General features: G+C 70.3%; 20 protein-coding genes and 1 pseudogene. 10 read left to right on the top strand and 11 right to left on the bottom strand.

Annotation, left to right across the window (positions count from 1 at the left end; all coding sequences use genetic code 11):
* Positions 1 to 10: 10 nt before the first annotated feature.
* Positions 11 to 835, bottom strand: a complete 825-nt coding sequence (locus ACWV17_RS04080; RefSeq protein ID WP_455358494.1) for a maleylpyruvate isomerase family mycothiol-dependent enzyme — start codon at positions 833 to 835, stop codon at positions 11 to 13.
* A gap of 158 nt (positions 836 to 993) precedes the next feature.
* On the opposite strand from ACWV17_RS04080, the gene ACWV17_RS04085 reads away from it, so the two are divergent.
* Entirely contained in the window at positions 994 to 1794 is an 801-nt protein-coding gene (locus ACWV17_RS04085; RefSeq protein WP_455358495.1) for a carbon-nitrogen family hydrolase, read from the top strand.
* Here ACWV17_RS04085 and ACWV17_RS04090 read toward each other — a convergent pair whose 3' ends face one another.
* Complete coding sequence (locus ACWV17_RS04090) at positions 1795 to 2283, bottom strand: LURP-one-related/scramblase family protein (protein ID WP_455356212.1); 489 nt, start codon at positions 2281 to 2283, stop codon at positions 1795 to 1797.
* A gap of 7 nt (positions 2284 to 2290) precedes the next feature.
* Between ACWV17_RS04090 and ACWV17_RS04095 the strand changes: the two genes are divergently transcribed.
* Positions 2291 to 4114 carry an NHL domain-containing thioredoxin family protein gene (locus ACWV17_RS04095; protein ID WP_455358555.1) on the top strand — a complete coding sequence of 608 codons (1824 nt, stop codon included), beginning with the start codon at positions 2291 to 2293 and terminating at the stop codon, positions 4112 to 4114.
* A 34-nt stretch (positions 4115 to 4148) separates the two neighbouring features.
* Here ACWV17_RS04095 and ACWV17_RS04100 read toward each other — a convergent pair whose 3' ends face one another.
* Positions 4149 to 5429, bottom strand: coding sequence for an RNA-guided endonuclease InsQ/TnpB family protein (locus ACWV17_RS04100; protein WP_455358496.1), 1281 nt, complete (start codon positions 5427 to 5429; stop codon positions 4149 to 4151).
* A 23-nt stretch (positions 5430 to 5452) separates the two neighbouring features.
* Between ACWV17_RS04100 and tnpA the strand changes: the two genes are divergently transcribed.
* The gene (gene tnpA, locus ACWV17_RS04105; protein ID WP_455358497.1) at positions 5453 to 5881 is read left to right on the top strand and encodes an IS200/IS605 family transposase; all 429 of its coding nucleotides are present in this window, start codon (positions 5453 to 5455) and stop codon (positions 5879 to 5881) included.
* Positions 5882 to 6025: 144 nt separating this feature from the next.
* Here the strand turns inward: tnpA and ACWV17_RS04110 are convergent, their stop codons facing one another.
* The 4 genes from ACWV17_RS04110 to ACWV17_RS04125 all read right to left on the bottom strand — a co-directional run bounded on the left by ACWV17_RS04110 (position 6026) and on the right by ACWV17_RS04125 (position 10334).
* Entirely contained in the window at positions 6026 to 6253 is a 228-nt protein-coding gene (locus ACWV17_RS04110; RefSeq protein ID WP_455356208.1) for a DUF6458 family protein, read from the bottom strand.
* Positions 6254 to 6352: 99 nt separating this feature from the next.
* Entirely contained in the window at positions 6353 to 7645 is a 1293-nt protein-coding gene (locus ACWV17_RS04115; RefSeq protein ID WP_455356207.1) for a M18 family aminopeptidase, read from the bottom strand.
* Positions 7646 to 7685: 40 nt separating this feature from the next.
* Positions 7686 to 8399: a hypothetical protein gene (locus ACWV17_RS04120; RefSeq protein ID WP_455356206.1), complete on the bottom strand. Its 714-nt coding sequence runs from the start codon at positions 8397 to 8399 to the stop codon at positions 7686 to 7688.
* 108 nt (positions 8400 to 8507) lie between these two features.
* The gene (locus ACWV17_RS04125) at positions 8508 to 10334 is read right to left on the bottom strand and encodes an acyl-CoA dehydrogenase (RefSeq protein ID WP_455358498.1); all 1827 of its coding nucleotides are present in this window, start codon (positions 10332 to 10334) and stop codon (positions 8508 to 8510) included.
* A 131-nt stretch (positions 10335 to 10465) separates the two neighbouring features.
* On the opposite strand from ACWV17_RS04125, the gene ACWV17_RS04130 reads away from it, so the two are divergent.
* Positions 10466 to 10936, top strand: coding sequence for an SseB family protein (locus ACWV17_RS04130; RefSeq protein ID WP_455358499.1), 471 nt, complete (start codon positions 10466 to 10468; stop codon positions 10934 to 10936).
* Positions 10937 to 11025: 89 nt separating this feature from the next.
* Here ACWV17_RS04130 and ACWV17_RS04135 read toward each other — a convergent pair.
* Positions 11026 to 11252, bottom strand: a pseudogene (locus ACWV17_RS04135) (SAM-dependent methyltransferase); the annotation flags it as partial.
* Between the two features lie 142 nt (positions 11253 to 11394).
* Here ACWV17_RS04135 and ACWV17_RS04140 point away from each other — a divergent pair.
* Entirely contained in the window at positions 11395 to 12348 is a 954-nt protein-coding gene (locus ACWV17_RS04140) for a pirin family protein (protein ID WP_455358500.1), read from the top strand.
* A 101-nt stretch (positions 12349 to 12449) separates the two neighbouring features.
* Positions 12450 to 13523 carry an AI-2E family transporter gene (locus ACWV17_RS04145; RefSeq protein ID WP_455358501.1) on the top strand — a complete coding sequence of 358 codons (1074 nt, stop codon included), beginning with the start codon at positions 12450 to 12452 and terminating at the stop codon, positions 13521 to 13523.
* Here the strand turns inward: ACWV17_RS04145 and ACWV17_RS04150 are convergent.
* Entirely contained in the window at positions 13478 to 15619 is a 2142-nt protein-coding gene (locus ACWV17_RS04150; protein ID WP_455358502.1) for an ATP-binding SpoIIE family protein phosphatase, read from the bottom strand. The genes ACWV17_RS04145 and ACWV17_RS04150 overlap by 46 nt on opposite strands.
* Positions 15620 to 15751: 132 nt before the next feature.
* Between ACWV17_RS04150 and aspS the strand changes: the two genes are divergently transcribed.
* From aspS to ACWV17_RS04165, 3 genes are all read left to right on the top strand, one after another.
* Positions 15752 to 17518: an aspartate--tRNA ligase gene (aspS, locus tag ACWV17_RS04155; RefSeq protein WP_455358503.1), complete on the top strand. Its 1767-nt coding sequence runs from the start codon at positions 15752 to 15754 to the stop codon at positions 17516 to 17518.
* Between the two features lie 98 nt (positions 17519 to 17616).
* Positions 17617 to 17844, top strand: a complete 228-nt coding sequence (locus ACWV17_RS04160; RefSeq protein ID WP_455358504.1) for a FitA-like ribbon-helix-helix domain-containing protein — start codon at positions 17617 to 17619, stop codon at positions 17842 to 17844.
* Complete coding sequence (locus tag ACWV17_RS04165; protein WP_455358505.1) at positions 17841 to 18233, top strand: type II toxin-antitoxin system VapC family toxin; 393 nt, start codon at positions 17841 to 17843, stop codon at positions 18231 to 18233. Before ACWV17_RS04160 ends, ACWV17_RS04165 begins: the two co-directional genes overlap by 4 nt.
* Positions 18234 to 18290: 57 nt before the next feature.
* Here the strand turns inward: ACWV17_RS04165 and metG are convergent, their stop codons facing one another.
* Positions 18291 to 19904: a methionine--tRNA ligase gene (metG, locus tag ACWV17_RS04170; protein WP_455358506.1), complete on the bottom strand. Its 1614-nt coding sequence runs from the start codon at positions 19902 to 19904 to the stop codon at positions 18291 to 18293.
* 80 nt (positions 19905 to 19984) lie between these two features.
* Positions 19985 to 21769 carry a VWA domain-containing protein gene (locus ACWV17_RS04175; RefSeq protein WP_455358507.1) on the bottom strand — a complete coding sequence of 595 codons (1785 nt, stop codon included), beginning with the start codon at positions 21767 to 21769 and terminating at the stop codon, positions 19985 to 19987.
* Positions 21770 to 22070: 301 nt separating this feature from the next.
* Here ACWV17_RS04175 and ACWV17_RS04180 point away from each other — a divergent pair, with 301 nt between their 5' ends.
* Entirely contained in the window at positions 22071 to 24134 is a 2064-nt protein-coding gene (locus tag ACWV17_RS04180; RefSeq protein ID WP_455358508.1) for a PhoX family protein, read from the top strand.
* Positions 24135 to 25119 lie beyond the last annotated feature (985 nt).

A 25119-nucleotide genomic window follows, 5' to 3' on the forward strand; every position in this document is an offset into this window, starting at 1 on the left:
GCGCGTCAGGTCACGGCGTGACGGCGAACTCGCGCAGGATCGCGTCGGCCAGCGCCTGGTCGCCCTCCACCTTGATCCGGTCGGCCACCGTGTGCGGCCTGACCCGGCCGCAGGCCAGCCGTACGTACGTCTCCCAGTCCATGGCCAGCGTCACGGCCGGGCCCAGGGACGGCGTCCCGTCGATCGTGCCGCGCCCGTCCGCGTCCACCCGTACCGTCCGCATGAACTCCAGCGGGCCGTGCACATCGAGGACGACCGCGGAGTTCACTGGCGCGCCGGCCCGCTTGGCGACCACCTTCGGGAGCCCCTCGAGGAGCAGGTCGCGCGCCACGTGCGCGCCGGGGGAGTCCAGGTTGCCGGGGGTGTTGAGGGCGGTGCGCAGATCCTGTTCGTGCACCCAGACGTCGAACACGCGCTGCCGCAGCGCGTGTTCCAGCGTCACCTCGGTGCCCAGCGGCCCGCGGACCAGCGCGGAGGGGTCGCGCTTCTCGTTCCGCAGCTGCCGCGACCGGCGGATGATCGTGTACTCCAGCTCCGCGGTCATCTCGGGCGCGGTGTGGTGACGCCGTACGTCGACCTGCACCTCCATGTACCGGGTGAACTCGTCCACCACGTGGTACAGATCGCGCGGGAGGGTGTGGATGGGCCGCGGATCGCCGAGCTGTTCGCACTCGATGCCGATGACGTGCGAGACGATGTCGCGCACCGACCAGCCGGGGCACGGAGTGGCCCTGTTCCACTCTCCTTCGACGAGTGGCTGAACCAGCTCGGATATCGCTTCGACGGAGTGGGTCCAGGCATCGGCGTACGGCTGGAGGCTGGGATGGACGGTCACGTGACCCCTCGTGCGGTTCAGTTGCGTTGGCGCGGTCTGGACTGGGCGGCGTGGGAGGCTCGGCAGTTAAGTTACGCTGCCTGGCGGCACCCCGGCAGTGCTTTCGTGTGACGATCGTAGGCCCGTGTTGACGGCTCGAATGCCAGGACGGTGGTAGTGTGCGCGCCTCCCTCATCCAGATCGATGTAAACCCGGACGAATCCGTCAATTCTCGTCGGCAGCGCGTGGCCGCTTTGGTGCGGGAGCAGCGCGGCGCCGATCTGGTGGTGCTGCCGGAGCTCTGGCCCGTCGGCGCGTTCGCGTACGAGGCGTTCGCCGACGAGGCCGAACCCCTCGAAGGACCCACCTACGAGGTCATGTCCAAGGCGGCGAGCGACGCGGCCGTCTGGCTGCACGCCGGCTCGATCGTGGAACGGGACCCGGACGGTCCGCTCTACAACACCTCGCTGGTCTTCTCCCCCGACGGCGAACTCGTACGCAGTTACCGGAAGATCCACCGCTTCGGCTTCGACAAGGGCGAGGCGGTCATGATGGGCGCCGGCGCCGAACTCGTCACCGTACGGCTCCCGGACACCGTCCTCGGCCTCGCCACCTGCTACGACCTCCGCTTCCCCGAGCTCTTCCGCGGCCTCGTCGACGCCGGCGCGCAGACCCTCGTCGTCCCGGCCGGCTGGCCCGCCCGCCGCCGCGACCACTGGACGCTGCTGGCCAGGGCCCGAGCCGTCGAGAACCAGTCGTACGTCCTGGCCTGCTCCACCGCGGGCACCCACGCCGGCGTCGAACAGGCCGGCCACAGCATCGTCGTCGACCCCTGGGGCACGGTGCTGGCCGAGGCGGGCACGGCGGAGGAGGTCCTCACGGTAGACCTCGACCCGGCGAAGGTCACCACCACACGCGAACAGTTCCCGGCCCTGAAGGACCGCCTGCTGGGCCTGCCGGTACCCCGACGGCAGCCCTAGCTAGTCGGAATCCTTCTCGGCCATCCGGATGACGCACACCGCGACCGCGATCAGCAGCGCCGCGTCCGCATCCTCCCGTACGACGTTCACGGCGTACGTCTCCCGCACCTTGAACCACCTGCGGGAGATGTGCGCCAGCAGCTCGCCCTCGTACTCGACGGCGAACTCGCGGTCGAGGATCCGCCCGCTCACATCCAGCTCGGTGCCCTCGACGAGCGCCACGCGGTAGTGATTGCGCAGCAGCGAAAGCCGCTTCTTCCGGATGGTGGCCAGCGGCTGCTCGTCCCGCTCGATGGTCATCGCGTCGCGCAGGCTGAACATCTTCTCCCGCAGGGTGACCAGCACCCGCCCGTCGGGATCCTTCAGCTCCAGGGTGTCGCGCAGCCGGAGCGCCTTGCCGTCGACGAGGAAGGCGTGCCGGCCCTCCTCGTCCTCGATCCAGTAGTCGTCGCCGATGGCGAAGATCTTGTCGCGCACGAGGTATCTCATGACCGGAATGCGTACCCGTTCGCGTGCTGTTGGATGGGGGTATGGCGACACGTGCACGCGTTCGGGCCCCGAGCTGATCGGCAAGGGCGGCTGGCTCAACACAGGCGACAAGCAGTACACCCTCGCTGAGCTGCGAGGACGCATTGTCATTCTCGATTTTTGGACCTTTTGCTGTGTGAATTGCCTGCATGTCCTCGATGAGCTGCGGGAGCTCGAGGACAAGCATCGCGACACCGTGGTCATCATCGGGGTCCACTCGCCCAAGTTTGTGCACGAGGCAGAGCACCAGGCCGTCGTCGATGCCGTCGAGCGGTACGAGGTGCATCACCCCGTGCTGGACGATCCCGAGCTCGCGACCTGGAAGCAGTACGCCGTACGGGCCTGGCCCACGCTCGTCGTCATCGACCCCGAGGGGTACGTCGTCGCGCAGCACGCCGGCGAGGGGCACGCGCATGCCATCGCCAAGCTCGTCGAGGAACTGGAGGCCGAGCACGAGGCGAAGGGGACGCTGCGGCGCGGGGACGGGCCGTATGTCGCGCCTGAGCCGGTGGCCACCGACCTGCGCTTTCCGGGCAAGGCCGTGGTCCTGCCCGGGGGCAACTTCCTCGTCTCCGACTCGACCCGGCACCAGCTCGTCGAGCTGGCGCCCGACGGGGAGACCGTCGTACGCCGCATCGGCAGCGGCGAGCGCGGCTTCGGGCCGGACCGGTTCAGCGAGCCGCAGGGGCTCGCGCTGCTGCCCGGGGGCAAGGTCGTCGTCGCCGACACCGTGAACCACGCGCTGCGCACGTACGACCCGGAGACGGGGGAGGTCGAGACCGTCGCCGGCACCGGGCGGCAGTGGTGGCAGGGGTCCGCCACCTCAGGGCCGGCGCGCGAGGTGGATCTGTCCTCGCCGTGGGACGTGGCGTGGTTCGCGGGCAAGGTGTGGATCGCCATGGCGGGCGTCCACCAGCTGTGGACGTACGACCCCGCCGAGGGGACCGTCGAGGTCGCCGCCGGGACGACCAACGAGGGCCTGGTGGACGGACCGGCCGCCGAGGCGTGGTTCGCGCAGCCGTCCGGGCTCGCCGCCACCGAGGACCGGCTGTGGATCGCCGATTCCGAGACCTCCGCCCTGCGGTGGATCGGCCTCGACGGCGTGGTGCACACCGCCGTCGGCACCGGGCTTTTCGACTTCGGGCACCGCGACGGCCCTGCGGGGCAGGCCCTGCTCCAGCATCCGCTGGGCGTGACCGCGCTGCCCGACGGATCGGTCGCCGTCTGCGACACGTACAACCACGCGCTCCGCCGGTACGACCCCGTGAGCGGCGAAGTCACCACCCTGGCCACCGACTTGCGCGAGCCGAGCGACGCCGTGCTCGCCGGGGACGACATCGTCGTCGTGGAGTCGGCCCGGCACCGGCTGACCCGGCTGCGGCTGCCCGAGGAGGCCGTACGCGTCGACTCCGTCGCCCACCGCACGCAGCGCGCCGCGACCGAGGTCGCGCCGGGGAAGCTGCGGCTGGACGTGGTCTTCCAGGCGCCGAACGGCCAGAAGCTCGACACACGGTACGGGCCCTCGACCCGGCTGCTGGTGAGCTCCACCCCGCCCGGGCTGCTGGCCGGGGGCGCGGGCCCGGGCACGGATCTGAGCCGGGAACTCGTCCTCGCGGACGGCGTCACCGAGGGCGTACTGCACGTCTCGGCGATGGCCGCGTCCTGTGACGACGACCCCATGAACGAGTACCCCGCGTGCCATGTCCACCAACAGGACTGGGGCGTCCCGGTCGTGGTGACGGCCGACGGGACGCCCCGGCTGCCGCTCGTGCTGGCGGGGATGGATCATTGAAGTGCTCTCCCGGCTGAAGCCGGGAGATTCCTGCTTACCTTGCGGCAACGGGTTTGACGCGCTTCGCGCGCCTGACGACTGCCCTCCCGGCAGCCGGGATGAGCGCGAGGCCCATCCGGTACTGGTGCAAGACGTTCCGGGCCGCGTTGTGGTCGGCGTTGCCCGACCAGCCGCAGTCCGGGTTCTTGCACACGAACACGGCCTGGCTCTCCCGGTTGCCGGGCGTGGTGAAGCCGCATGCTGAGCAGCGTTGGGAGGTGCCGGGGGCGGGGACCTTGTACAGGGTGCCGCCGAGCCGGGCGGTCTTGTACGTCAGCATGGTGACCGTCCGGCCCCATGCCTCCCCGCTGATGGAGCGGTTCAGCCCGGACTTCTGGGCAACGTTCTTCCCCGGCTCCTCGATGGTTCCCCTGGCCGACTTGACCATGTTCGTGATGGTGAGTGCTTCGACCACGACGGTGCCGTATGTGCGGGCGATGGCGGTGGTCGTCTGATGCTGCCAGTCCAGGGACCGGCGCTTGGCTTTCGCGCGGAGTCCTGCGATCTGGTCGTAGGTGCGGTGCAGCCGGCGCGAGGTGCGTTCGCCGGGCTTGCGGTGCTGCTTGCGCTGAGCGGCGCGCCGCTCCAGGCGCAGAAGCCTGGCCTTCTCCTTGCCGGTCAGCCATTCGCCGTGCCCGTACGTTTCGCCGTCCGAGAGGGCGATCGGCACGGTGACGCCCACGTCGATGCCGACGTCCGGCCCCTGGTGGGAATCGGGTTTGACCTGAAGGGTCTGGACGCGGAAGGCGATGTGCCAGCCGAGCGCGTCCTTGATCAGCCGCGCTCCGGTGATCCGGTTCTCCGCGTTGGCATGCTTGCCCACGGGCAGGTCCTTGGTCCACCGGAAGCGGACCCGGCCCACCTTGGGAATGTTGGCCACGCCCCAGCGGCGGTGCACGCGGGTGATGTTCAGGTCGCGGCCCTGCGGGATGTCCACGGACATCACCGTCCGGAACCGGCCCTTGAAGTTCGGGGCATCGGCGCGGCCTTCCCAGCAGTCCTTCCACGCCTGGACGTACGTCTTGAGTACCGCTTGCGCGGCCTGGGCGGGAAGGACGGCCAGGAAGTCGATGTCTTGGCGGGCCTGCCGGATCGCGGCATCCGCGTTCGCCAGCGTCCGCTTCTCCTTCGGCATCATCTGCCACCAGGCGTGGAGAAGATTCCACATGGTGCGGGCCGCGTGCGCCTGGTCATCAGTCCTCAACACCTCGGCAGGCGACAGCGCGAGCCGGGCACGATGCCCGAACTGCCGCTTGACCAGGGTGCCGTGACTCACGATCGAGAACATAGCATTGGTTTATGTCACCGCGCTGGAACCCCAATCCGGATGTACGCACCGGACGTCATGTTGTTTACAACCTGCACGTTCACTTGGTTTTTGTCACGAAGTTCCGGCGGAATGCGTTCACCGACGCCATGCTGACCCGCACCGAAGAGATCATGCGGGAGGTCTGCGCCGACTTCGAAGCCGAGCTGAAACAGTTCAACGGCGAACAGGACCACGTCCACCTACTGGTGCACTACCCGCCCAAGGTCCAGCTCTCCAAGCTGGTCAACTCCCTCAAGGGCGTCAGCTCCCGCCGCCTGCGCCAGGAGTACAACACGCATGTCCGCCGGTACCTGTGGGGCGGACACTTCTGGTCCGGCTCCTACTTCGCAGGATCCTGCGGCGGGGCACCCCTGACCGTCGTCAAGCAGTACATCGAAAACCAGCAGCGTCCCGTCTGACCGTCACCCCGGAAGCGCAGAGCACTCCGGCGCTCCGCGCCTCCGGGCCAAGGATGGCCTTCACCCGCGCCCTCGCCCTGAAGGGCGGAGCGCTGGCCAAGATCAGAGGTAGATCAGTAAAGAGGACGGAGGGACGGTGCCGGCCTACTCGTAGTGCCGGTACCGCTCCTCGACCACCGGCGCCTCGGTCGTCGAAAGATGCGTCGTGCGACGCCGCTTGAGGACGCTCGTGTAGACGGCGACCCCGATGATGCCGACCGCCATCATGATCACACCGACGAGGTCGAGGTTGACGCTCTCGGCTTCCCAGTCGGTGGCGAAGGTGAGGATGGCCCCCACCGCAATGAGGGCAATGCAGCCGCCCAAACCCATATGACTCGCCTCCGCGTGTCGAATTGACTGTTCCAGCGCCACTGCTCGGGTACCCCCGACCGGAACAGCCATGCTTCGTGGCGGAGTTCGAACCGGATGTCAGCCCTCCAGGAAGGCCACCAGCGCGTTCGCCAGCAGGTACGGGTCATCGGCGCCGCACAGCTCGCGCGCACTGTGCATCGAGAGGATCGCGACGCCGATGTCCACCGTCGCGATCCCGTGCCGGGCGGCGGTGATCGGGCCGATCGTCGTGCCGCACGGCATGGCGTTGTTCGAGACGAAGTTCTGCCAGGGCACGCCGGCCTTCTCACATGCGCCCGCGAACACGGCCCGGCCGCTGCCGTCCGTCGCGTACCGCTGGTTCACGTTGACCTTGAGGATCGGGCCGCCGTTGGCGCGCGGGTGGTGCGTCGGGTCGTGCCGCTCGGTGTAGTTGGGGTGGACCGCGTGTCCGGTGTCGGAGGACAGGCAGATCGTGCCTGCGAAGGCGCGGGCCCGGTCCTCGTACGACCCGCCGCGCGCGAAGACCGAGCGCTCCAGCACGTTCCCCAGGAGCGGGCCGTCGGCGCCGGTGTCGGACTGCGAGCCGTTCTCCTCGTGGTCGAAGGCGGCGAGCACCGGGATGTACGGAAGGCTCTCGGACGCCGACACCGCGGCCAGCGCGGCCGTACCGGCGTGCACGGAGATGAGGTTGTCCATGCGCGGCCCGGCCAGCAGTTCGCGGTCCCGGCCCAGGTACGCCGGCGCCTCGATGCTGTGCACCATCAGATCCCAGCCGGTGACCTCGCCCGCCGCGAGCCCTTCTTCCTCCTCCAGGAAGCGGATGAGGTCGCCCTCGGCGACCTCGCCGAGGCCCCAGATCGGCTGCATGTGGCGCTGCTTGTCGAGCTTGAGCCCGTCCGTGTTGACCGCGCGGTCGAGGTGCACGGCGAGCTGCGGCACCCGCAGCAGCGCCCGGTCGACGTTCACCAGCCGGTGGCTGCCGTCGCGCAGGGTGAGCCGCCCTGCGAGGCCGAGATCGCGGTCGAGCCAGGTGTTCAGCAGCGTCCCGCCGTAGATTTCGACGGCGATCTGCCGCCAGCCCTGCGCGCCCGTGTCGGGCAGCGGCTTCACCCGCAGGTTCGGCGAGTCGGTGTGCGCGCCGACGATCCGGAAGGGGGTGTGCGCCTCGGCGCCCTCCGGGACGTACCACGCGATGATCGCCCCGCCACGCAGCACGAACTTGCCGCCGGTCGTGCCGTCCCAGGAATCCGTCTCCAGCAGTTGCCGGAATCCGGCCTTCTCCAGCCGCTCCGCCGCGTTGGCCACCGCGTGGTACGGCGACGGGCTGGCCGTCAGGAACGTCATCAGATCGTCGGTGTGGCCGCGGTCGAAGCGGGCGGGAGAGCTCATGTGGTTCACCTTAACGACGGTCGTGTTCGTATGGCCGGGGCTACTGCTGGCCACCCGGTCGGTCGAAGCGGCGGTGCAGGTTCCGCCGCTCGCCGCGGCGGATGCGGGGGAGCATCTCCGGGGTCTGCGGAGACCGCTGCTCGCGCCGCCTCCGCCCGGCGCAGAACATACAGCCCTCGCCGGGCGGCGCGTCCGGGTCGAGGGGCGCGCCGGGATGTTCCGCGCAGCCCGACGCGTTGCGCGGCCGGGACAGTTCGCGGGCCACGATGAAGGCGCGGTGCAGGGAGTCCGCCAGCTCCACGAACTCCTCGGCGGGGGACGAGATCCCCACCCCGAAGGCCCGGTCGTTGACGTGCTGGACATGCCGCCTGAGCACGTCCAGCGTGTACGGGGGATCGGGCACCGGATAGCCGAGGCGCCGCTGCTCCCCGGCGGCCGGCGCACTCCGGTCGCCGCGCCGCCGCCGCTGGTTGCACAGCAGACAGCGGCCCCAGCCTTCCGGGGCCTCCGGATCGAGCGCGCCGTTGGGATGGATCTCACAGCCGGTGTAGCTCTTGACCGGTGCCAGCCCGGCCGCCGACTGGAATGCGCTGTACAGGGCGTCGGCCACCGCGTCGTACTCCATCGGGTGCGCGCCGTCGTACAGCTCACGCACCTGGTCGCCGACCGAGCCGAGCTTCCCGCGCAGCTCGCTGAGCTGGTACGGGCGGCCGGCCGGGACGCTGTAGCCCCTGCTGTGGTCCTGGGAACTCATGTCTACGAGCGTCGCAGATGGCACTGACAAACCGGCAACGGGCCGGACGACAGCGGGCCGGACCCCGTGGTGGGGGTCCGGCCCGCTGACTGAAAAAGGGATCGTCGGCTAGAACGCCGCCTCGTCCAGCTCCATCAGGGAGTTGTCGACGCCCTCCGCCAGCGCGCGCTCCACCGAGACGCCCGGCAGCACGTTGGCGGCGAAGAACTTCGCGGCCGCGATCTTGCCCGTGTAGAACGCCTGGTCCTTGACGGACGCCGTGGCCAGCTTCCCGGCCGCGACAGCCGCGCCCTTGAGCAGCAGGTAGGCGACGACCACGTCGCCGGAGACCATCAGCAGGCGGGTGGTGTTGAGGCCCACCTTGTAGATGTTCTTGACGTCCTCACCGGTGGCGGTCAGGTCGGTGATCATCGTGCCGACGATCGCCTCCAGGTCCACGGCCGCCTTGGCGAGCTGGTCGCGGGCCGGCGCCAGGTCCTCGCCGCCCTTCTCCTCGGCCAGGAACTTCTTGATCGTCTCGGCGAGGGTGTTCAGAGAGGCGCCCTGGTCACGGACGATCTTCCGGAAGAAGTAGTCCTGGCCCTGGATCGCCGTGGTGCCCTCGTAGAGGGTGTCGATCTTGGCGTCCCGGATGTACTGCTCGATCGGGTACTCCTGCAGGTAGCCGGAGCCGCCGAAGGTCTGCAGGGACTGCGCGAGCTGCTCGTACGACTTCTCCGAGCCGTAGCCCTTCACGATCGGCAGCAGCAGGTCGTTCAGGCCGTGCAGCGCCTTGGTGTCCTCGCCCGCGGCCGCCTTGACCGCGATCTCGTCCTGCACCGACGCGGTGTACAGCACCAGGGCGCGCATGCCCTCCGCGTACGCCTTCTGCGTCATCAGCGAGCGCCGCACGTCCGGGTGGTGCGTGATGGTGACCTTGGGCGCGCTCTTGTCCATGAAGTTCGCCAGGTCAGGACCCTGGACGCGCTCCTTGGCGTACTCCAGCGCGTTCAGGTAACCGGTGGACAGGGTGGCGATGGCCTTCGTGCCGACCATCATCCGGGCGAACTCGATGATCTTGAACATCTGGCGGATGCCGTCGTGCTTCTCGCCGAGCAGCCAGCCCTTGGCGGGGTGCTGGTCGCCGAAGGTCATCTCGCAGGTGTTGGAGGCCTTCAGGCCCATCTTGTGCTCGACGTTCGTGGCGTAGACGCCGTTGCGCTCGCCCAGCTCGCCGGTCTCCCAGTCGAAGTCGTACTTCGGCACGACGAAGAGGGAGAGGCCCTTGGTGCCGGGGCCGGCGCCCTCGGGGCGGGCCAGCACCATGTGGATGATGTTCTCGGACATGTCGTGCTCACCCGAGGTGATGAACCGCTTCACGCCCTCGATGTGCCAGGAGCCGTCCTCCTGCTGGACCGCCTTGGTGCGGCCTGCGCCCACGTCGGAGCCCGCGTCGGGCTCGGTGAGGACCATCGTCGAGCCCCACTGCTTCTCGGTCATCAGCCGGGCGATCTTGTGCTGTTCCTCGGTGCCCTCGTCGAAGATGACGCCGGCGAACGCGGGACCGGAGGAGTACATCCAGACGGCCGGGTTCGAGCCCAGGATCATCTCGGCGTACGCCCAGATCAGGGTGGCCGGGGTGGCCTGGCCGCCGATCCCCTCCGGGATGCCCAGACGCCACCACTCGGCGTCCATGTACGCCTGGTAGCTCTTCTTGAAGGAGGCCGGGACCGGCGCGGTGTTGGTCGCGGGGTCGAAGACCGGCGGGTTGCGGTCGGCGTCCTCGAAGGAGGCCGCGAGGTCGTTCTCCGCGAGGCGGGCTATCTCGGACAGCACGCTCTTGGCGGTCTCGGTGTCCATCTCCGCGAACGGTCCGGTGCCGTACAGCCGGTCGCGGCCGAGGACCTCGAAGAGGTTGAACTCGATGTCTCGGAGGTTCGACTTGTAGTGGCCCATGACTTCGGCTCCGTTAAGGCTCGGGAGGCAGGTTCCTCGTACCGCATACCAGCAAGTAGCTTAGATGATGCTACCCGCCGGTAATAAGGCGCAACCCCAATGGGTCAAGTGTGACTCGCTAGGCTGGCGGCATGTACGGCTACGAGCAGAACGGGAACGGCGGGCAGCAGTACTCCGCCCCGCAGCCCCCGCCGCAGCAGATGTCCGGCGGGTACGGCGAGCAGCCGCTCTACCCCGAGCCGTCGCCGCCCTCGCTCGCCGACGCCGTGCGTGCCTTCACCACCGGGTCGCTGGCCGTCGAGGACTTCCAGCAGATCTTCGCGACGTCGAAGGTGTACTGCCCGCGGGGCGACAATCCCGGGTTCCTGGCGCTGCACAACACCCAGCAGCCAGTGATCCCCATGTTCTCCACGCTCAAGGAGCTGCGCCGGTACGCGGGCAAGGAGTCCAAGTACTTCGTGATCACCGGGGCCGAGGTGATCGACCTGCTGCCGACCGGGTACGGGTTCGTCCTCGACATGGAGGGTGATCACCGGATGGTCTTCGACGCGAAGGCGGTCGAGCAGATGGTCGACTTCGCGATGCGGCGGATGTACGGCTAGACACCCCCGGCGGGCCGGCGGAACAGGGCTGTCCAGAGGAAGGGTTCGCCGAAGCGCGCGGACTCGCCCGGTTCGTCGTGCCCCGCCCCGCGTGCGCGGTCCTCGGCCCAGGCGATGGCTGCCGGTGACAGGTCGACGGCGTCCACCTCGAAGCCCCGCGAGGCAAGGTGGAGCTCGTTTGCGCCGGCTTGGAGCGGTCCGCGTAGAAGCCGTCCCACCACGAGCCCGCGTCGGTCGTTCAGCGGTCGGCCTCCGGCGCGAACAGGCTGTCCATGAGCCGCAGTACGTCGTCCGCCGGGCGTATGTTCCGGTCCATCCGGTCCTCCTTCCCTGTCTGTTCCTCCAGTGAGCCCAGGTCCGTCGGGCGTCGCGGAATTCCTTTCGGGTGCCCTTCGTTGGTAAGAGGTAGAAAGAAGTTCGAGTTTCAACTAAACTCGGAACATGAGGAGGTCCTGACCATGCCTGCTGTGACCGTCGAGAACCCGCTGACCCTGCCCCGCGTCGCCGCCCCCGCCGGCGCCCCGGCCCGTCCGGTGCTCGCCGTGACGACCGCGCCCAGTGGCTTCGAGGGGGAAGGGTTCCCGGTGCGCCGCGCGTTCGCCGGCATCCACTACCAGTACCTCGACCCGTTCATCATGATGGACCAGATGGGTGAAGTGGAGTATCAGCCTGGGGAGCCGAAAGGGACCCCGTGGCACCCCCACCGCGGCTTCGAGACCGTCACGTACCTGCTCGACGGGACCTTCGTCCACCAGGACAGCAACGGCGGCGGCGGAGTCATCAACGGCGGTGACACCCAGTGGATGACCGCCGGCTCCGGCCTGCTGCACATCGAGGCCCCGCCGGAGGCGCTGGTCGTCAGCGGCGGGCTGTTCCACGGGCTCCAGCTGTGGGTGAACCTCCCGGCCTCCGACAAGATGATGCCCCCGCGCTACCAGGACATCGGCGGCGGCAACGTCCAGCTGCTGACCTCGGCGGACGGCGGCGCTCTGCTGCGCGTCATCGCGGGCGAGGTCGACGGCCATCAGGGCCCTGGCGTGACCCACACCCCCATCACGATGATCCACGCGACCCTGCGGCCGGGCGCGGAGATCACGCTGCCCTGGCGCGAGGACTTCAACGCGCTGGCGTACGTCCTGGCCGGCCGTGGCGCGGTCGGCGCCGACCGGCGGCCGCTGCACACCGGCCAGACCGCGGTCTTCGGTACGGGCGGCTCCTTGACCGTACGGGCGGACGCCTCGCAGGACTCCCACACCCCGGATCTGGAGGTCGTGCTGCTCGGTGGCCGGCCGATACGGGAGCCCATGGCGCACTACGGTCCGTTCGTCATGAACAGCCGGGCCGAACTCCAGCAGGCGTTCGACGACTTCCAGGCCGGCCGCCTCGGCACGGTCCCGGTCCCGCACGTCTGACCCGCACGTCTGACCCCGCCACGGAAGTGGAACTGATGGTTCGTCACTCCGTCGGACCCCGTCGCCGGGACGAACCCGGCCGCGCATGATCGGGTGGGAGGGTGCAGAACCAGCCGCCCCTCCTCCCCGACGGCGTCCGGCGCGTTGCCGCCTGGTGTGCGGTGGCGCTGCTGGTCGCCGCCGTGGCCGCCGTCGGGGTCTGGCTGGTCATCACCTTCCAGACCGCCGTCACCCCGGTACTGCTCGCCCTGCTGGGCACCGCGCTGCTGCGGCCGCTGCACCGGCGGCTCGTCGGGATGAAGGTGAACCGGTCGCTCGCCGCCGCGCTGACCTGCGCCGCCGTGCTCGCCGTCGTCGGCGGGGCGACGTACATCGTGGTCAGTGCGCTGATCGAGACCGGTGACCAGATCCTGGCCTCGCTCCGGCGCGCCGCGTCCGACCTCTCGAAGCACTTCGGGGCCGCCGGCACCTCGCTGGACGATCTGGCCACCAACGCCAAGGAGCTGCTGAGCAAGTTCGGCGGGACCGCCGCGTCCGGGGTGATCTCCGGGCTGAGCGTGGTCGGCGAGCTGATCGCCACCGCCGTGCTGGCACTGCTGCTGATCTTCTTCTTCCTCCGGGACTCCGACCGCGCCGCCGGAGCCCTGCGCTCCCTCGGGTCCCGATCGACCGGCGACACCGTGGAGGCGGTGGCCCGCCGGGCCTTCCAGGGCGTGGAGGGCTTCATGCGCGGAACGACGTTCATCGCCCTCATCGACGCGATCCTGATCACCACCGGGCTGCTGCTCCTGCGGGTGCCGGGGGCCGTCGGACTCGGCGCGCTGGTGTTCGTCGGCGCGTACATCCCGTATCTCGGGGCGTTCATCTCGGGCGCCGTCGCGGTCCTGGTCGCGCTCGCCGACCGCGGGTTCGTGATCGCGCTGTGGGCGCTCGGGGTGGTGATGGCCGTCCAGGTACTGGAGGGGCATGTGCTCCAGCCGATGATCCAGAGCCGTACGGTCCAGATGCATCCGGCGGTGGTGATGCTGGCCATCACGGCAGGAGCGAGCGTCGCGGGGATCCTCGGGATGCTGCTCGCGGTGCCGCTGACCGCCGCCGCGTTCGGGGTGGTGGCCGAGATCAGGGAGCGCTACGCGGCGCCCTCCGCGTCCTCGGCCCCGCCGGCCTCCTCGTAGAGCTCGAACCAGATCGACTTGCCCTCGCCGCGTGGGTCGACGCCCCAGCGGTGGGCGAGCATCTCCATCAGCAGCAGGCCGCGCCCGCTGGAGGCCATCTCACCCGGCCGCCGCCTGTGCGGCAGTTCGTCGCCGGCGTCGGCGACCTCCACGCGCAGCCGCCGGGTACCGATCTCCCCGGTGGCCTCGGCGACCAGCATCGCGTCGCTGTCGGTGTGCACCAGGACGTTGGTGAGCATCTCGGAGACCATCAGGACCGCCGCGTCGAGCTGCTCGTCGTCGGTCCAGTCGTGCAGCAGCTCGCGCATCTGCTGCCGGGCGCCCGCGATCCGCTCGGGCTCGGCCTGGGCGACCGTCAGCGCGGTGCGCCGGGCGGGGCGTCCCGCGAGTCCGGTGACGCCGGCCCCGCAGCCGCAGCCCTCCCCCTCGCGGCACAGCAGCACCAGGGCTATGTCGTCCTCGCGGCGGTCCGCGAGCGGGCCGGTGGTGTGGTGCGAGGAGGGGCCGTGGACGGCGTTGACGAGTTCGTCGGCGAGCTTCTCCAGACCGGGCTCCCCGTCGCCCGGGTAGGACTCGAGGATCGCGCGCAGCCGTGCCCAGCCGGTGTCGAGGTCGTGGCCGCCGGTCTCGATGAGTCCGTCGGTGCACAGCATCATCGTCTCGCCGGGTTCGAGGACCAGCCGGGTCGTCGGATAGTCGGTGTCCGGGACGATGCCGAGCGGCAGCCCGCCCTGGGTCGGGCGCATCAGGACCGTCCCGTCGGCCATCCGGACCGCCGGATCGGGGTGGCCGGCCCGGGCGATGTCGAGGATTCCGGTGGCGGGGTCGGCCTCCACGTACAGGCAGGTGGCGAACCGGGGGCCCGAGTCCCCGTGGTCGTCCTCGTACGCCTCGGTGAGGCCGGCCAGGAAGCGCGAGGCGCGCGAGAGCACGGCATCGGGGCGGTGCCCCTCCGAGGCGTACGCGCGTACGGCGATCCGCAGCTGTCCCATCAGCCCGGCGGCGCGCACGTCGTGGCCCTGGACGTCGCCGATGACCAGGGCGATACGGCCCGACGGCAGCGGGATCATGTCGTACCAGTCGCCGCCGACCTGGAGTCCGCCGCCGGTCGGTACATAGCGGGCCGCGACCGACATGCCGGGGATCTCGGGGCCCAGGGTGGGCATCATCGAGCGCTGCAGCCCGACCGTCAGTTCGCGCTCGGACTCGGCGACACCGGCCCGCTGGAGTGCCTGGGCGAGCATCCGCGCCACCGTCGTCAGTACGGACCGCTCGTCGGGCGAGAAGGTGACGGGGTAGGCGAACGCCGCCATCCAGGCGCCCATGGTGCGGCCGGCCACGATCAGCGGGAGGAACGCCCACGACTGCCGGTCGAAGCGCTGGGCGAGCGGCCAGGTGGCGGGGAAGCGGCGGCGGTAGTCCTCGGGCGTCGGCAGGTAGATGGCCCGTCCGGTCCGCACCACCTCGGCCGCCGGATAGTCGGTGGCCAGCAGCATGTCGCTGAAGGGGTCCTCGTCGCCCGGGCTGTACCCGTGGTGTCCGATGATCGACAGCCGGTCGCCGGCGACGCCGAAGACGGCCAGGCCGTCCGGCGAGAAGCCGGGCATCGACAGGGACGCGGCGACCCGCAGCACCTCGCTGGTGGACCGCGCCTCGGCGAGCGCGCGGCCGGCGTCGAGCAGGAACGCCTCGCGGGAGCGGCGCCAGTCGCCGGTGATGGCGGTGGGCACCGCGGTGGTGCCGGGCTGCGGGTCGGCGACCTCCTGGAGGGTGCCGAACAGCTGGTAGTCCTTGCCGTCGACGACCGGCTTGGAGCGGGTGCGTACGGTACGCAGGACCCGGCCGTCCCCGTCCATGATCCGCAACCGGGCCTCGGCCAGGGTGCCTTCGGCGACCGCGAGGTTCACGATTCCCTGTATCTCGTTCCAGTCCACCGGATGGAACCGGGAGCGGACCGCGACCTCGGGCAGGGTCACCGGTTCGGCGGGCAGCCCGAGCAGGCGGGCGGCCTCGCTGTCGAAGGTGACCAGCCTGGACGCGTTGTCCCAGCGCCACAGCCCGGTCGCGATCGCGGCGAGTACGTCCTCGGTGCGCATTGCCTCATCTTTACAGGTCGCCGGGAGCCCGGCCCGCCCGAGGTGGCCGCAAGGGCGGCGGGGACGTTCCGGGCGGACGGTAACCTTGGGAGGGTTGAATCCCACCTGTCATCGCGAAGAACTGGATGAACGATGCATCGGTACAGGTCCCACACCTGCGGCGAGCTGCGCGCCTCTGACGTCGGCGCCGACGTCCGGCTGAGCGGCTGGCTGCACAATCGGCGCGACCTGGGCGGCATCCTCTTCATCGATCTGCGCGACCACCACGGTCTGGTGCAGCTCGTCGCCCGCCCCGGCACCGCCGCCAACGAGGCGCTGAGCCACATCACCAAGGAGACCGTCGTCCGGATCGACGGCAAGGTCTCCGCGCGCGGCGCCGAGAACGTCAACCCGGAGCTGCCGACCGGCGAGATCGAGGTCGAGGCCGGCGAGGTCGAGGTGCTGGGCGCCGCCGCCCCGCTGCCCTTCACGATCAACACCGACGACGGGGTGAACGAGGAGCGGCGCCTGGAGTACCGCTTCCTCGACCTGCGCCGCGAGCGCATGCACCGCAACATCATGCTGCGTACCGCCGTCATCTCCGCCATGCGGCAGAAGATGACCGCGCTGGGCTTCAACGAGATGGCCACCCCGATCCTCACCGCGACCTCCCCGGAGGGCGCGCGTGACTTCCTGGTGCCGTCCCGGCTGAACCCCGGCAAGTTCTACGCGCTGCCGCAGGCTCCGCAGCAGTTCAAGCAGCTGCTGATGATCGCGGGCTTCGACCGGTACTTCCAGATCGCGCCCTGCTTCCGTGACGAGGACGCGCGCGCGGACCGCTCGCCGGGCGAGTTCTACCAGCTCGACGTCGAGATGAGCTTTGTCGAGCAGGAGGACGTCTTCCAGCCGATCGAACAGCTCATGACCGAGCTGTTCGAGGAGTTCGGCAACGGCCGGCACGTCACCTCCCCGTTCCCGCGGATCCCGTTCCGCGAGGCGATGGTCAAGTACGGCAATGACAAGCCGGACCTGCGCGCCAAGCTGGAGCTCGTCGACGTCTCGGACGTCTTCGCGGTCTCGGGTTTCAAGGCGTTCGCCGGCAAGCACGTGCGGGCGCTTCCGGTGCCGGACACGGCAGGCCAGAGCCGGAAGTTCTTCGACGGCCTCGGTGAGTACGCGGTCGAGCACGGCGCGAAGGGCCTGGCCTGGATCCGCGTCGGCGAGAACAACGAGCTGGCCGGCCCGATCGCCAAGTTCCTCACCGAGGAGGACACCAAGGCGCTCACCGACCGTCTGGACCTCAAGCCGGGGCACGCCGTCTTCTTCGGCGCGGGCGAGTTCGACGAGGTCTCCAAGATCATGGCCGCGGTCCGCGTCGAGGCCGCCAAGCGCGCCGGCCACTTCGAGGAGGACGTCTTCCGCTTCTGCTGGATCGTCGACTTCCCGATGTTCGAGCGGGACGAGGAGAGCGGCAAGATCGACTTCTCGCACAACCCGTTCTCGATGCCGCAGGGCGGGCTGAAGGCCCTGGAGACCCAGCACCCACTGGAGATCCTGGGCTGGCAGTACGACATCGTCTGCAACGGCATCGAGCTGTCGTCCGGCGCCATCCGGAACCACGAGCCCGAGATCATGTTCAAGGCCTTCGAGATCGCGGGCTACGACAAGGAGACGGTCGAGCGGGAGTTCGCGGGCATGCTCCGCGCGTTCGAGTTCGGCGCCCCGCCGCACGGTGGCATCGCCCCGGGCGTGGACCGCATCGTGATGCTCCTGGCCGACGAGCCGAACATCCGCGAGACGATCGCGTTCCCGCTCAACCAGAACGCCCAGGACCTGCTGATGGGCGCGCCGGCGGAGGTGGACGAGATCCGGCTGCGGGAGCTGAACATCGCGCTGCGCAAGCCGGTCGCGGACAAGTAGTCCCGCTGTGGTGAAGGCGCCCTCGGTCACTCGGCCGGGGGCGCCTTCGTGCAGGTGTTCCCGTTGCTGTGGCGCTGAAGCAGCGCTACTTTGCATGTATGGCTACTGTGCAGATCAGAAACCTGGACGACTCCGCGTACGAAATACTGCGTCGGCGAGCAGCGGAGAGCGGACGTTCCCTCCAGGAGTACCTGAGGATTCAGCTCGAAGAGCAGGCCTCCCGGCCCACGGTCAGCGAGGCAATCGCAGCAGCGAGGGCCGGTCTGGCACGTGAGGTGTCAGTGGACGACGTCGTCGCGCTGCAGAGGGAGGCACGCGGCGAATGATCGTGCTCGACAACTCCGCATTCGTGCTCTTGCTCACCGATGCCGGTGGCGTGGGCAAGGCGATTGCCGGAAGGCTGGACGGCGCCGAACTCGCCGCCCCTGCTGTGATCGATCTGGAGGCGGCCAATGCGCTGCGGGGCCTGCTGCGGGGAGGGAAGATCGACGCGGCAGTGGCGGGGCAGGCCATAGCGATCATTCCGGATTTCCCCCTGGAGCGGTTCCCCCATCAAGCGCTGCTGCCTCGCATTTGGGAGCTGCGCGAGAACTTCACGCCGTACGACGCCGCATACATCGCGCTTGCCGAACAGCTTGACGCGCCCTTGGTGACCAGTGACGAGAAGTTGCAGCGCGCTTCGGGGAAGCGTTGCGCTGTCGAGGTCATCCGCTAACGGGAACGGGCCCGGGATCAGACGTGATCCCGGGCCCGTTGGCGTGCGTACGACCGGTTACGCCGGCTTCTCCTCCAGGCGCGGGAACAGCACCGCGCCCTTCGTCACCGTCGAGCCGGCCGGCAGCAGGCCCCACGTGCCGGCCTCCTGGACGCGCTGCGCGGCCAGGGCTCCCAGCTGCGCCTCGGCGCCCAGCGAGTCCCACAGCGCCTGCGAGGTCTGCGGCATTACCGGGTTCAGCAGGACCGCGACGGCGCGCAGCGAATCGGCGGCCGTGTAGAGGATCGTCGCGAGACGGGCCTGGCCCTCCGGCGAGTCGTCCTTGGCGACCTTCCACGGCTCCTGCTCCGTGATGTAGCCGTTGACCTGCTTGACGAAGTCGAAGACCGCCAGGATGCCGCCCTGGAAGTCCACCTCGTCACCGATCTTCCGGTCGGCCTCGGCGACCGCCTTGGCCAGGCCCTCCTGGACCGCCTTCTCGGCGTCGCCGGAGGCCGTCGCCTCCGGCAGCGTGCCGCCGAAGTACTTGCCGACCATGGCGGCCAGGCGCGAGGCGAGGTTGCCGTAGTCGTTGGCCAGCTCGGAGGTGTAGCGGGCGGTGAAGTCCTCCCAGGAGAACGATCCGTCCTGGCCGAACGAAATGGCGCGCAGGAAGTACCAGCGGTAGGCGTCCACGCCGAAGTGCGAGGTCAGGTCCTGCGGCTTGATGCCGGTCAGGTTCGACTTCGACATCTTCTCGCCGCCGACCATCAGCCAGCCGTTGCACGCGACCTTGCCGGGCACGGGCAGGCCGTTCGCCATCAGCATCGCGGGCCAGATGATCGCGTGGAAGCGCAGGATGTCCTTGCCGATCAGGTGCACATTGGCCGGGAAGGTCTCGGCGAACTTCGCCGGGTTCTCGTTGTAGCCGACGGCCGTGGCGTAGTTGAGCAGCGCGTCGATCCACACGTAGATGACGTGCTTGGGGTCCCACGGGACCGGGACGCCCCAGTCGAACGTCGAGCGCGAGATCGAGAGGTCCTGGAGGCCCTGCTTGACGAAGTTCAGCACCTCGTTGCGGGCCGACTCGGGCTGGATGAAGCCGGGGTTGGACTCGTAGAACTCGAGCAGCTTCGGGCCGTACTCGCTGAGCTTGAAGAAGTAGTTCTCCTCCTTGAGGATCTCCACCGGCTTCTTGTGGATGGGGCACAGCTTCTGCCCCGCGAAGTCGCCCTCCCCGTCGATCAGGTCGGCGGGGAGCTTGTACTCCTCGCAGCCCACGCAGTACGGGCCCTCGTACCCGCCCTTGTAGATCTCGCCCTTGTCGTACAGGTCCTGCACGAACTCCTGCACACGGTCGGTGTGCCGCTTCTCCGTCGTCCGGATGAAGTCGTCGTTCGCGATGTTCAGGTGCTCCCAGAGAGGCTTCCAGGCCTCCTCGACGAGCTTGTCGCACCACTCCTGGGGGGTGACCCCGTTCGCCTCGGCAGTGCGCATGATCTTCTGACCGTGCTCGTCCGTGCCGGTGAGGTACCACACCTTCTCGCCGCGCTGACGGTGCCAGCGCGTGAGCACGTCGCCTGCGACGGTCGTGTAGGCGTGGCCCAGGTGAGGAGCGTCGTTGACGTAGTAAATGGGGGTCGAGACGTAGTACGCCTTCGCCCCCTGCTTCTCGGATCCAGTGGCCGCCATGGTCGAAATCCTATCGGCCCCCGGGAGTGGCCCTGCCCGCCACCGGTGACGGCCGGGTGGCGGGCGGGGCGGTGGCGTTGCTAGCTCGCCTGCCAGGAGGCGAGGAGTCCCTCGTAGACCTCGGTGTCCGTGAGTTCGCGCGGGTCGGGGCCGGCGTGGAAGAAACCGGCGTTCTTCGCGTCCAGCTTCCGCAGGAAGTCGAAGCCCTTGGCGTCGTGGTCGCCGAACGCGACGAACTGCCAGAACAGCGGGAGCTCGGCGGCGTCCGCGAGCGCCTTCTCGGCGGCCTGCTTGGCGGTCGGAGCGCCGTCCGTCTGGAAGATCACGAACGCGGGGCGGGTGGAGCCTGACCGCTCGTGGTGGGCGATCACTTCCTCGACGGCGCGGTGGTAGTTCGTCCGCCCCATGTGGCCGAGCCCGGCGTGCAGTTCGTCGACGCGGCCGGCGTACTCGGTGAGGGTGAGCTCCCCGGTGCCGTCGATGTCGGTGGAGAAGAACACGATGTGGACGGTCGCGGTGTCGTCCAGGTGCGCGGAGAGGCCGAGGGCCTGCTCGGCGAGGTTCTGGACGCTGCCGTCCTTGTAGTACGGCCGCATCGACCCGGACCGGTCCAGTACGAGGTACACGTCGGCCCGCACCCCGCCGAGCCCGCGCTCCTTCAGCGCGGCCCCGGCGGCCTTGTACGCCCCGACGAGCTCGGGCGCACGCGACTTGACCCGGGCGAGGGAGTAGGCGGCCTTCCCCCCGCCCCCGCCGACGGTGCCGGCCTGCGGGTCGGCGTCGGTGTCGGCGTCGGCTTCCGGCGTGGCGGCCTGCGGCTGGGCGTCGGGCTCGGTCGCGGGTGCCGGCGCGGTGACCTGCGGCTCGGCATGGGGTGCCGGCGCGGCGGCCAGGGCGTCGCGCTCGGGCGCGGTCTCCGGCTTCGCCGGGGCAGTCGCCCCCTCCGCCGTGGCGGTGGACAGCTGCGCGCCCTCGCCGTCCGGTGCGGTCACGGCGGTCGGAGCGGCCGCCGACGTGGTCGGCTCGGGCTTCGGGTCGGCGGCCGGGGATGCGGTCTTCGGCTCCGCCGGGGCGGTCGGCACGGCGGTCAGCGCCTCGGGGGCCGGGTCCGCCGCGGCCGGGGCAGGCGTCGCCTCCATGGCGGCGGAGGGCTCGGGGGCCGCGCCGTCAGGGGCAGTCACGGCTGCGGGGGCGGCCTCGGCCGCGTTGGCGGTCGGCTCGGGCCTCGGGTCGGCGGTCAGGGCCGCGGGCTTCGGGTCGGCCGGGGGTGTGGTCTTCGGCTCTGCCGGGGCGGCCGTCGCCTCTGTCGTGGCGGCGGAGGTGTCGGCGGCCACGACGTCAGGGGCGGTCGCGGCCGTCGGGGCAGCCTCGGCGGCCGCCGTCGTGGGCTCCGGGGCCTGGGCCGTGGCAGAGGACAGCTCGGCGGCCTCGCCGTCCGACGACGGCACGGTCGGGGCAGCCTCGGCGGCAGCCGTCGTGGGCTCCGGGGCCTGGGCAGGGCCGGAGGGCGCGGTCGCCGTCACCTCCGCCGTGGCGGAGGCGCGCTCGGTGGCCTCGCCGTCAGACGCAGCCTTCGCGGTTGGTTCGGCGGCGGCGGGCTCGGGCGACGCCTCGCGGCCCGGGGTCAGGTCTCGCTTCGGCTGGGGCGGGACCGAGGGGTTGTCGAAGGCCGCCGCCACCAGCTCCGCCGCCGTGCCGCTCGCCGTCTGCGCCGGCACCGCGGCCGCCGCCGGGGCCGACGTCGCCGGCTCCGCCGACTGGGCGCGTTCGGACTGGGCCGGAACGGCCACCGTCTGCTCGTCACGGACGGCGGTGGTTTCTCGGTCGCGTCCGAACACCTTGCGCAGCAAGCTCCGAATACCCATGGGCGAGGCCTTTCACATGAGTTGGGTGCGATGTTTGTCCGTACTGCGGGATAAATCCCTGGCCAGGGTGGACACGTAAGGTTAGCGGCCGCTCCGGGCGATCTCCGGGAGGGTCGGCCGAACTCGGCGTACTCCAGACCCGCGCGGGTGAAGTCCCGCCCGGCCGTGCCGGATTCACCTCGCGTTCATCCGTCGGCCGCCGCCTTGCAGACAGACGCCCCTAACGTCGCGGCGGACACATTCCGACACGATGTCGGCGCAGGGCGCGCCGCTGTGAAGCAAGACGGAAGACGAGGACAACGTGCGCAAACTGCTGCCGCTCATCGGGACCCCGCACGCGGGGGGCCGTTCCGCGCTCACCTGCCGTTACCGCTGTGGTGACGCGTGCTTCCACGAAGTGCCGAACACCAGCGACAACGAGTACGCCGGCGACGTCATAGCCGGTGCCCTGTCGAGACGGTCCATGATGCGCGCCGCCGCCGTCGTGACCGTCGCGGCCGCCGCCGGGACCACCGCCGTCGCCGGCCAGGGCGGCGGCGCGTCGCAGGCCGCCGCCGCCACCCCTGCCGCGCACACCCACCGGCACGGCAGCGGCGCCGGCGCCCGCGGTCTGCGCTTCACCCCCGTCGCGCCCAACACCGCCGACCAGGTCACCGTCCCGGAGGGCTACGCCCAGAGCGTCGTGATCCGCTGGGGCGACCCGATCCTGCGCGGCGCGCCCGCCTTCGACGCGGACAAGCAGACCGCCAAGGCGCAGGCCGGCCAGTTCGGCTACAACAACGACTTCCTGAGCCTGCTCCCCCTCCGGGGCGAGCGGGACCGCCAGGTGCTCGTGGCGAACCACGAGTACACGGACGAAGTCCTGATGTTCAAGGGGTACGACCCGGCCAACCCCACCCGCGAGCAGGTGGAGATCGCCTGGGCCGCGCACGGCCTCTCCGTCGTCGTGGTCCAGGAGGAGCACCGCGGCGGCAAGCTCACCCCGGTCACCCGCCACCACCTCAACCGCCGCCTTACGGCTACCAGCGAGTTCAGGCTCACCGGGCCGGCCGCCGGCAGCCCGCTGCTGAAGACCTCCGCCGACCCGTCCGGCACCAAGGTCCTGGGCACCCTCAACAACTGCGCGGGCGGCACCACCCCGTGGGGCACGATCCTGTCCGGCGAGGAGAACTTCAACCAGTACTTCGCGAACGGCAGCAGCGCCACCGACAAGCGGTACGGCATCGGCAGCGGCGCGACCGAGCGCAAGTGGGAGCGTTTCGACAAGCGCTTCGACGCCGCGCAGGAGCCCAACGAGTCGCACCGCCACGGCTGGGTCGTCGAGCTCGACCCATACGACCCGGACTCGACGCCGCGCAAGCGCACCGCGCTGGGCCGCTTCAAGCACGAGGCCGCGCAGCCCCGACTGACGGACGACGGCCGCCCGGTGGTCTACATGGGCGACGACGAGCGCTTCGACTACCTGTACAAGTTCGTCTCGTCGAAGCGGATGCGGAAGGGCAACTCCCGCGCTGCCCGCGAGCACAACCTCACCCTCCTCGACGACGGCACGCTGTACGTCGCCAAGCTCACCGGCGACTCCCCGGCCGCCGAGATCGACGGCAAGGGCAAGCTGCCGTCCGACGGCGAGTTCGACGGCAGCGGCGTGTGGATCCCGCTGGCCACCGGCAACACCTCGCACGTGCCCGGTATGACCGCCGAGGAGGTGTACGTCTTCACGCGCCTCGCGGGTGACAAGGTCGGCGCCACCAAGATGGACCGGCCCGAGGACGTCGAGCCGTCGCCGCGCACCGGCCGGGTGTACGTCGCGCTGACCAACAACAAGGACCGCGGGGCTGCGGGCAAGGCCGGCGCGGACGAGGCGAACCCCCGTAACGGCAACAAGCACGGCCACATCCTGGAGCTCGCCGAGCACTGGGACGACCCGACGTCCGACGGTTTCGCCTGGCGGCTGTTCCTCGTCGCGGGTGACCCGGACGACCCGTCGACGTACTTCGCCGGCTACCCCAAGGACAAGGTCAGCCCGATCTCCTGCCCGGACAACGTGGCGTTCGACCCGCACGGCAACCTGTGGATCTCCACCGACGGCAACGCGCTCGGCACGCACGACGGCCTGTTCGGAGTCGCGACGCAGGGCGAGCGGCGCGGTGAACTCAAGCAGTTCCTGACCGTGCCGAAGGGCGCCGAGACGTGCGGCCCGATCATCCAGGACCGCCGGGTCCTGGTGGCCGTGCAGCACCCGGGCGAGATCGACGGCGCGTCCGTCGAGAAGCCGGCCTCCAGCTGGCCCGACGGACCGGGCAAGCTCGTCCGGCCGTCCGTGGTCAGCGTGTGGCGCAAGGACCACCGCGACATCGGCGTGTGAGTCCCGCGAGGTGGGGGCCGGGGTTCATCCGGTGGCGCCGACCTGCTCGCGCCACTGGGTGAACTGCTGAGCCGCGTCACCCGTGTACGACCACGGCACCCGTGTACGACCACGTCACCCGTGTACGACCACGGAACCGAAGCCGCCCGCCCGTCCCGCACCCGGAACAGGTGGGCGGCCTCGCCGTGCGGGCCCGCGTAACAGGCTTTGTGCGTGAGGTAGTTGAGCTCGGCGACCTCTTCCGGCGGTACGGGCCCGTCCTGTGCGCCGGCTGGGGTCCCCTCGCGGGCGGCGATTCACCGGTCCCAGGTACGCCGTAACTCCTGGACGGCCAGCTCGTGTTCCAGTTCTGTCCGACACTCGATCCGACACTCGATCCGACACTCGAACCGCCCACGATCTGGCGCCCCTTCGCGCCTTCTGCGATGTACCGGTACTCCTCGACGGGTCGCGGGCCCGCAGCTCGTGGCCGCCGGGGGCGTACGCGGCGGGGCGTGCGTGTCCGGGGGCGAGTTCGTTCGGGTGGGGGGCCGCCCGGTTGGTGATGATGGCGGTTGCGGGCCGGGTGTCAAGGGCGCTCCCTGCGGTCGCGTCGCTGCGCGATGGCCTTCGGCCACCCTGGACTCCCGTCCCTCCACCGCTGACTGCTGAGTGGGGGGCGGCCCCCGGGGCGGGGCCCCGGGGCTGCTTGTCGGTTGGTCCCGGTCCGCTGCCGGCCGCAGGCCGGTGAGTAGTTGCGGGGCGCGGCAGGCCCGGGATGGGCGCGGCCCCGGCTCGGCGGCCACCGGGTGGTGGGTGGTGCGCGGTCGGTCCGGGAGGGGTCCGGCCCCGGCTCAGCGGCCACCGGGTGGTGGGTGTGCGCAGTCGGCTCGGAATGGACCCGGCCCCGGCTCAGCGGCCGCAGGCCGGTGGGTGGGGGCGACAGACTCGTGGTGCGCCCGATCCGGCGCAGCGGCCGCAGGCCGGTGGGTGATTGTCGCGTGCG

The sequence above is a fragment of the Streptomyces mabaensis genome (genome assembly GCF_053763515.1).

What these genes read in the sequence shown, in the direction of transcription:
- ACWV17_RS04095 (WP_455358555.1), top strand. Translation starts at nt 2,291, where the DNA reads ATGCGTACCCGTTCGCGTGCTGTTGGATGGGGGTATGGCGACACGTGC.
- ACWV17_RS04175 (WP_455358507.1), bottom strand. Translation starts at nt 21,769, where the DNA reads ATGGGTATTCGGAGCTTGCTGCGCAAGGTGTTCGGACGCGACCGAGAA.
- ACWV17_RS04110 (WP_455356208.1), bottom strand. Translation starts at nt 6,253, where the DNA reads ATGGGTTTGGGCGGCTGCATTGCCCTCATTGCGGTGGGGGCCATCCTC.
- ACWV17_RS04165 (WP_455358505.1), top strand. Translation starts at nt 17,841, where the DNA reads ATGATCGTGCTCGACAACTCCGCATTCGTGCTCTTGCTCACCGATGCC.
- ACWV17_RS04120 (WP_455356206.1), bottom strand. Translation starts at nt 8,399, where the DNA reads ATGAGTTCCCAGGACCACAGCAGGGGCTACAGCGTCCCGGCCGGCCGC.
- ACWV17_RS04130 (WP_455358499.1), top strand. Translation starts at nt 10,466, where the DNA reads ATGTACGGCTACGAGCAGAACGGGAACGGCGGGCAGCAGTACTCCGCC.
- ACWV17_RS04140 (WP_455358500.1), top strand. Translation starts at nt 11,395, where the DNA reads ATGCCTGCTGTGACCGTCGAGAACCCGCTGACCCTGCCCCGCGTCGCC.
- ACWV17_RS04090 (WP_455356212.1), bottom strand. Translation starts at nt 2,283, where the DNA reads ATGAGATACCTCGTGCGCGACAAGATCTTCGCCATCGGCGACGACTAC.
- ACWV17_RS04160 (WP_455358504.1), top strand. Translation starts at nt 17,617, where the DNA reads ATGGCTACTGTGCAGATCAGAAACCTGGACGACTCCGCGTACGAAATA.
- metG (WP_455358506.1), bottom strand. Translation starts at nt 19,904, where the DNA reads ATGGCGGCCACTGGATCCGAGAAGCAGGGGGCGAAGGCGTACTACGTC.
- ACWV17_RS04150 (WP_455358502.1), bottom strand. Translation starts at nt 15,619, where the DNA reads ATGCGCACCGAGGACGTACTCGCCGCGATCGCGACCGGGCTGTGGCGC.
- tnpA (WP_455358497.1), top strand. Translation starts at nt 5,453, where the DNA reads ATGTCACCGCGCTGGAACCCCAATCCGGATGTACGCACCGGACGTCAT.
- ACWV17_RS04115 (WP_455356207.1), bottom strand. Translation starts at nt 7,645, where the DNA reads ATGAGCTCTCCCGCCCGCTTCGACCGCGGCCACACCGACGATCTGATG.
- ACWV17_RS04125 (WP_455358498.1), bottom strand. Translation starts at nt 10,334, where the DNA reads ATGGGCCACTACAAGTCGAACCTCCGAGACATCGAGTTCAACCTCTTC.
- aspS (WP_455358503.1), top strand. Translation starts at nt 15,752, where the DNA reads ATGCATCGGTACAGGTCCCACACCTGCGGCGAGCTGCGCGCCTCTGAC.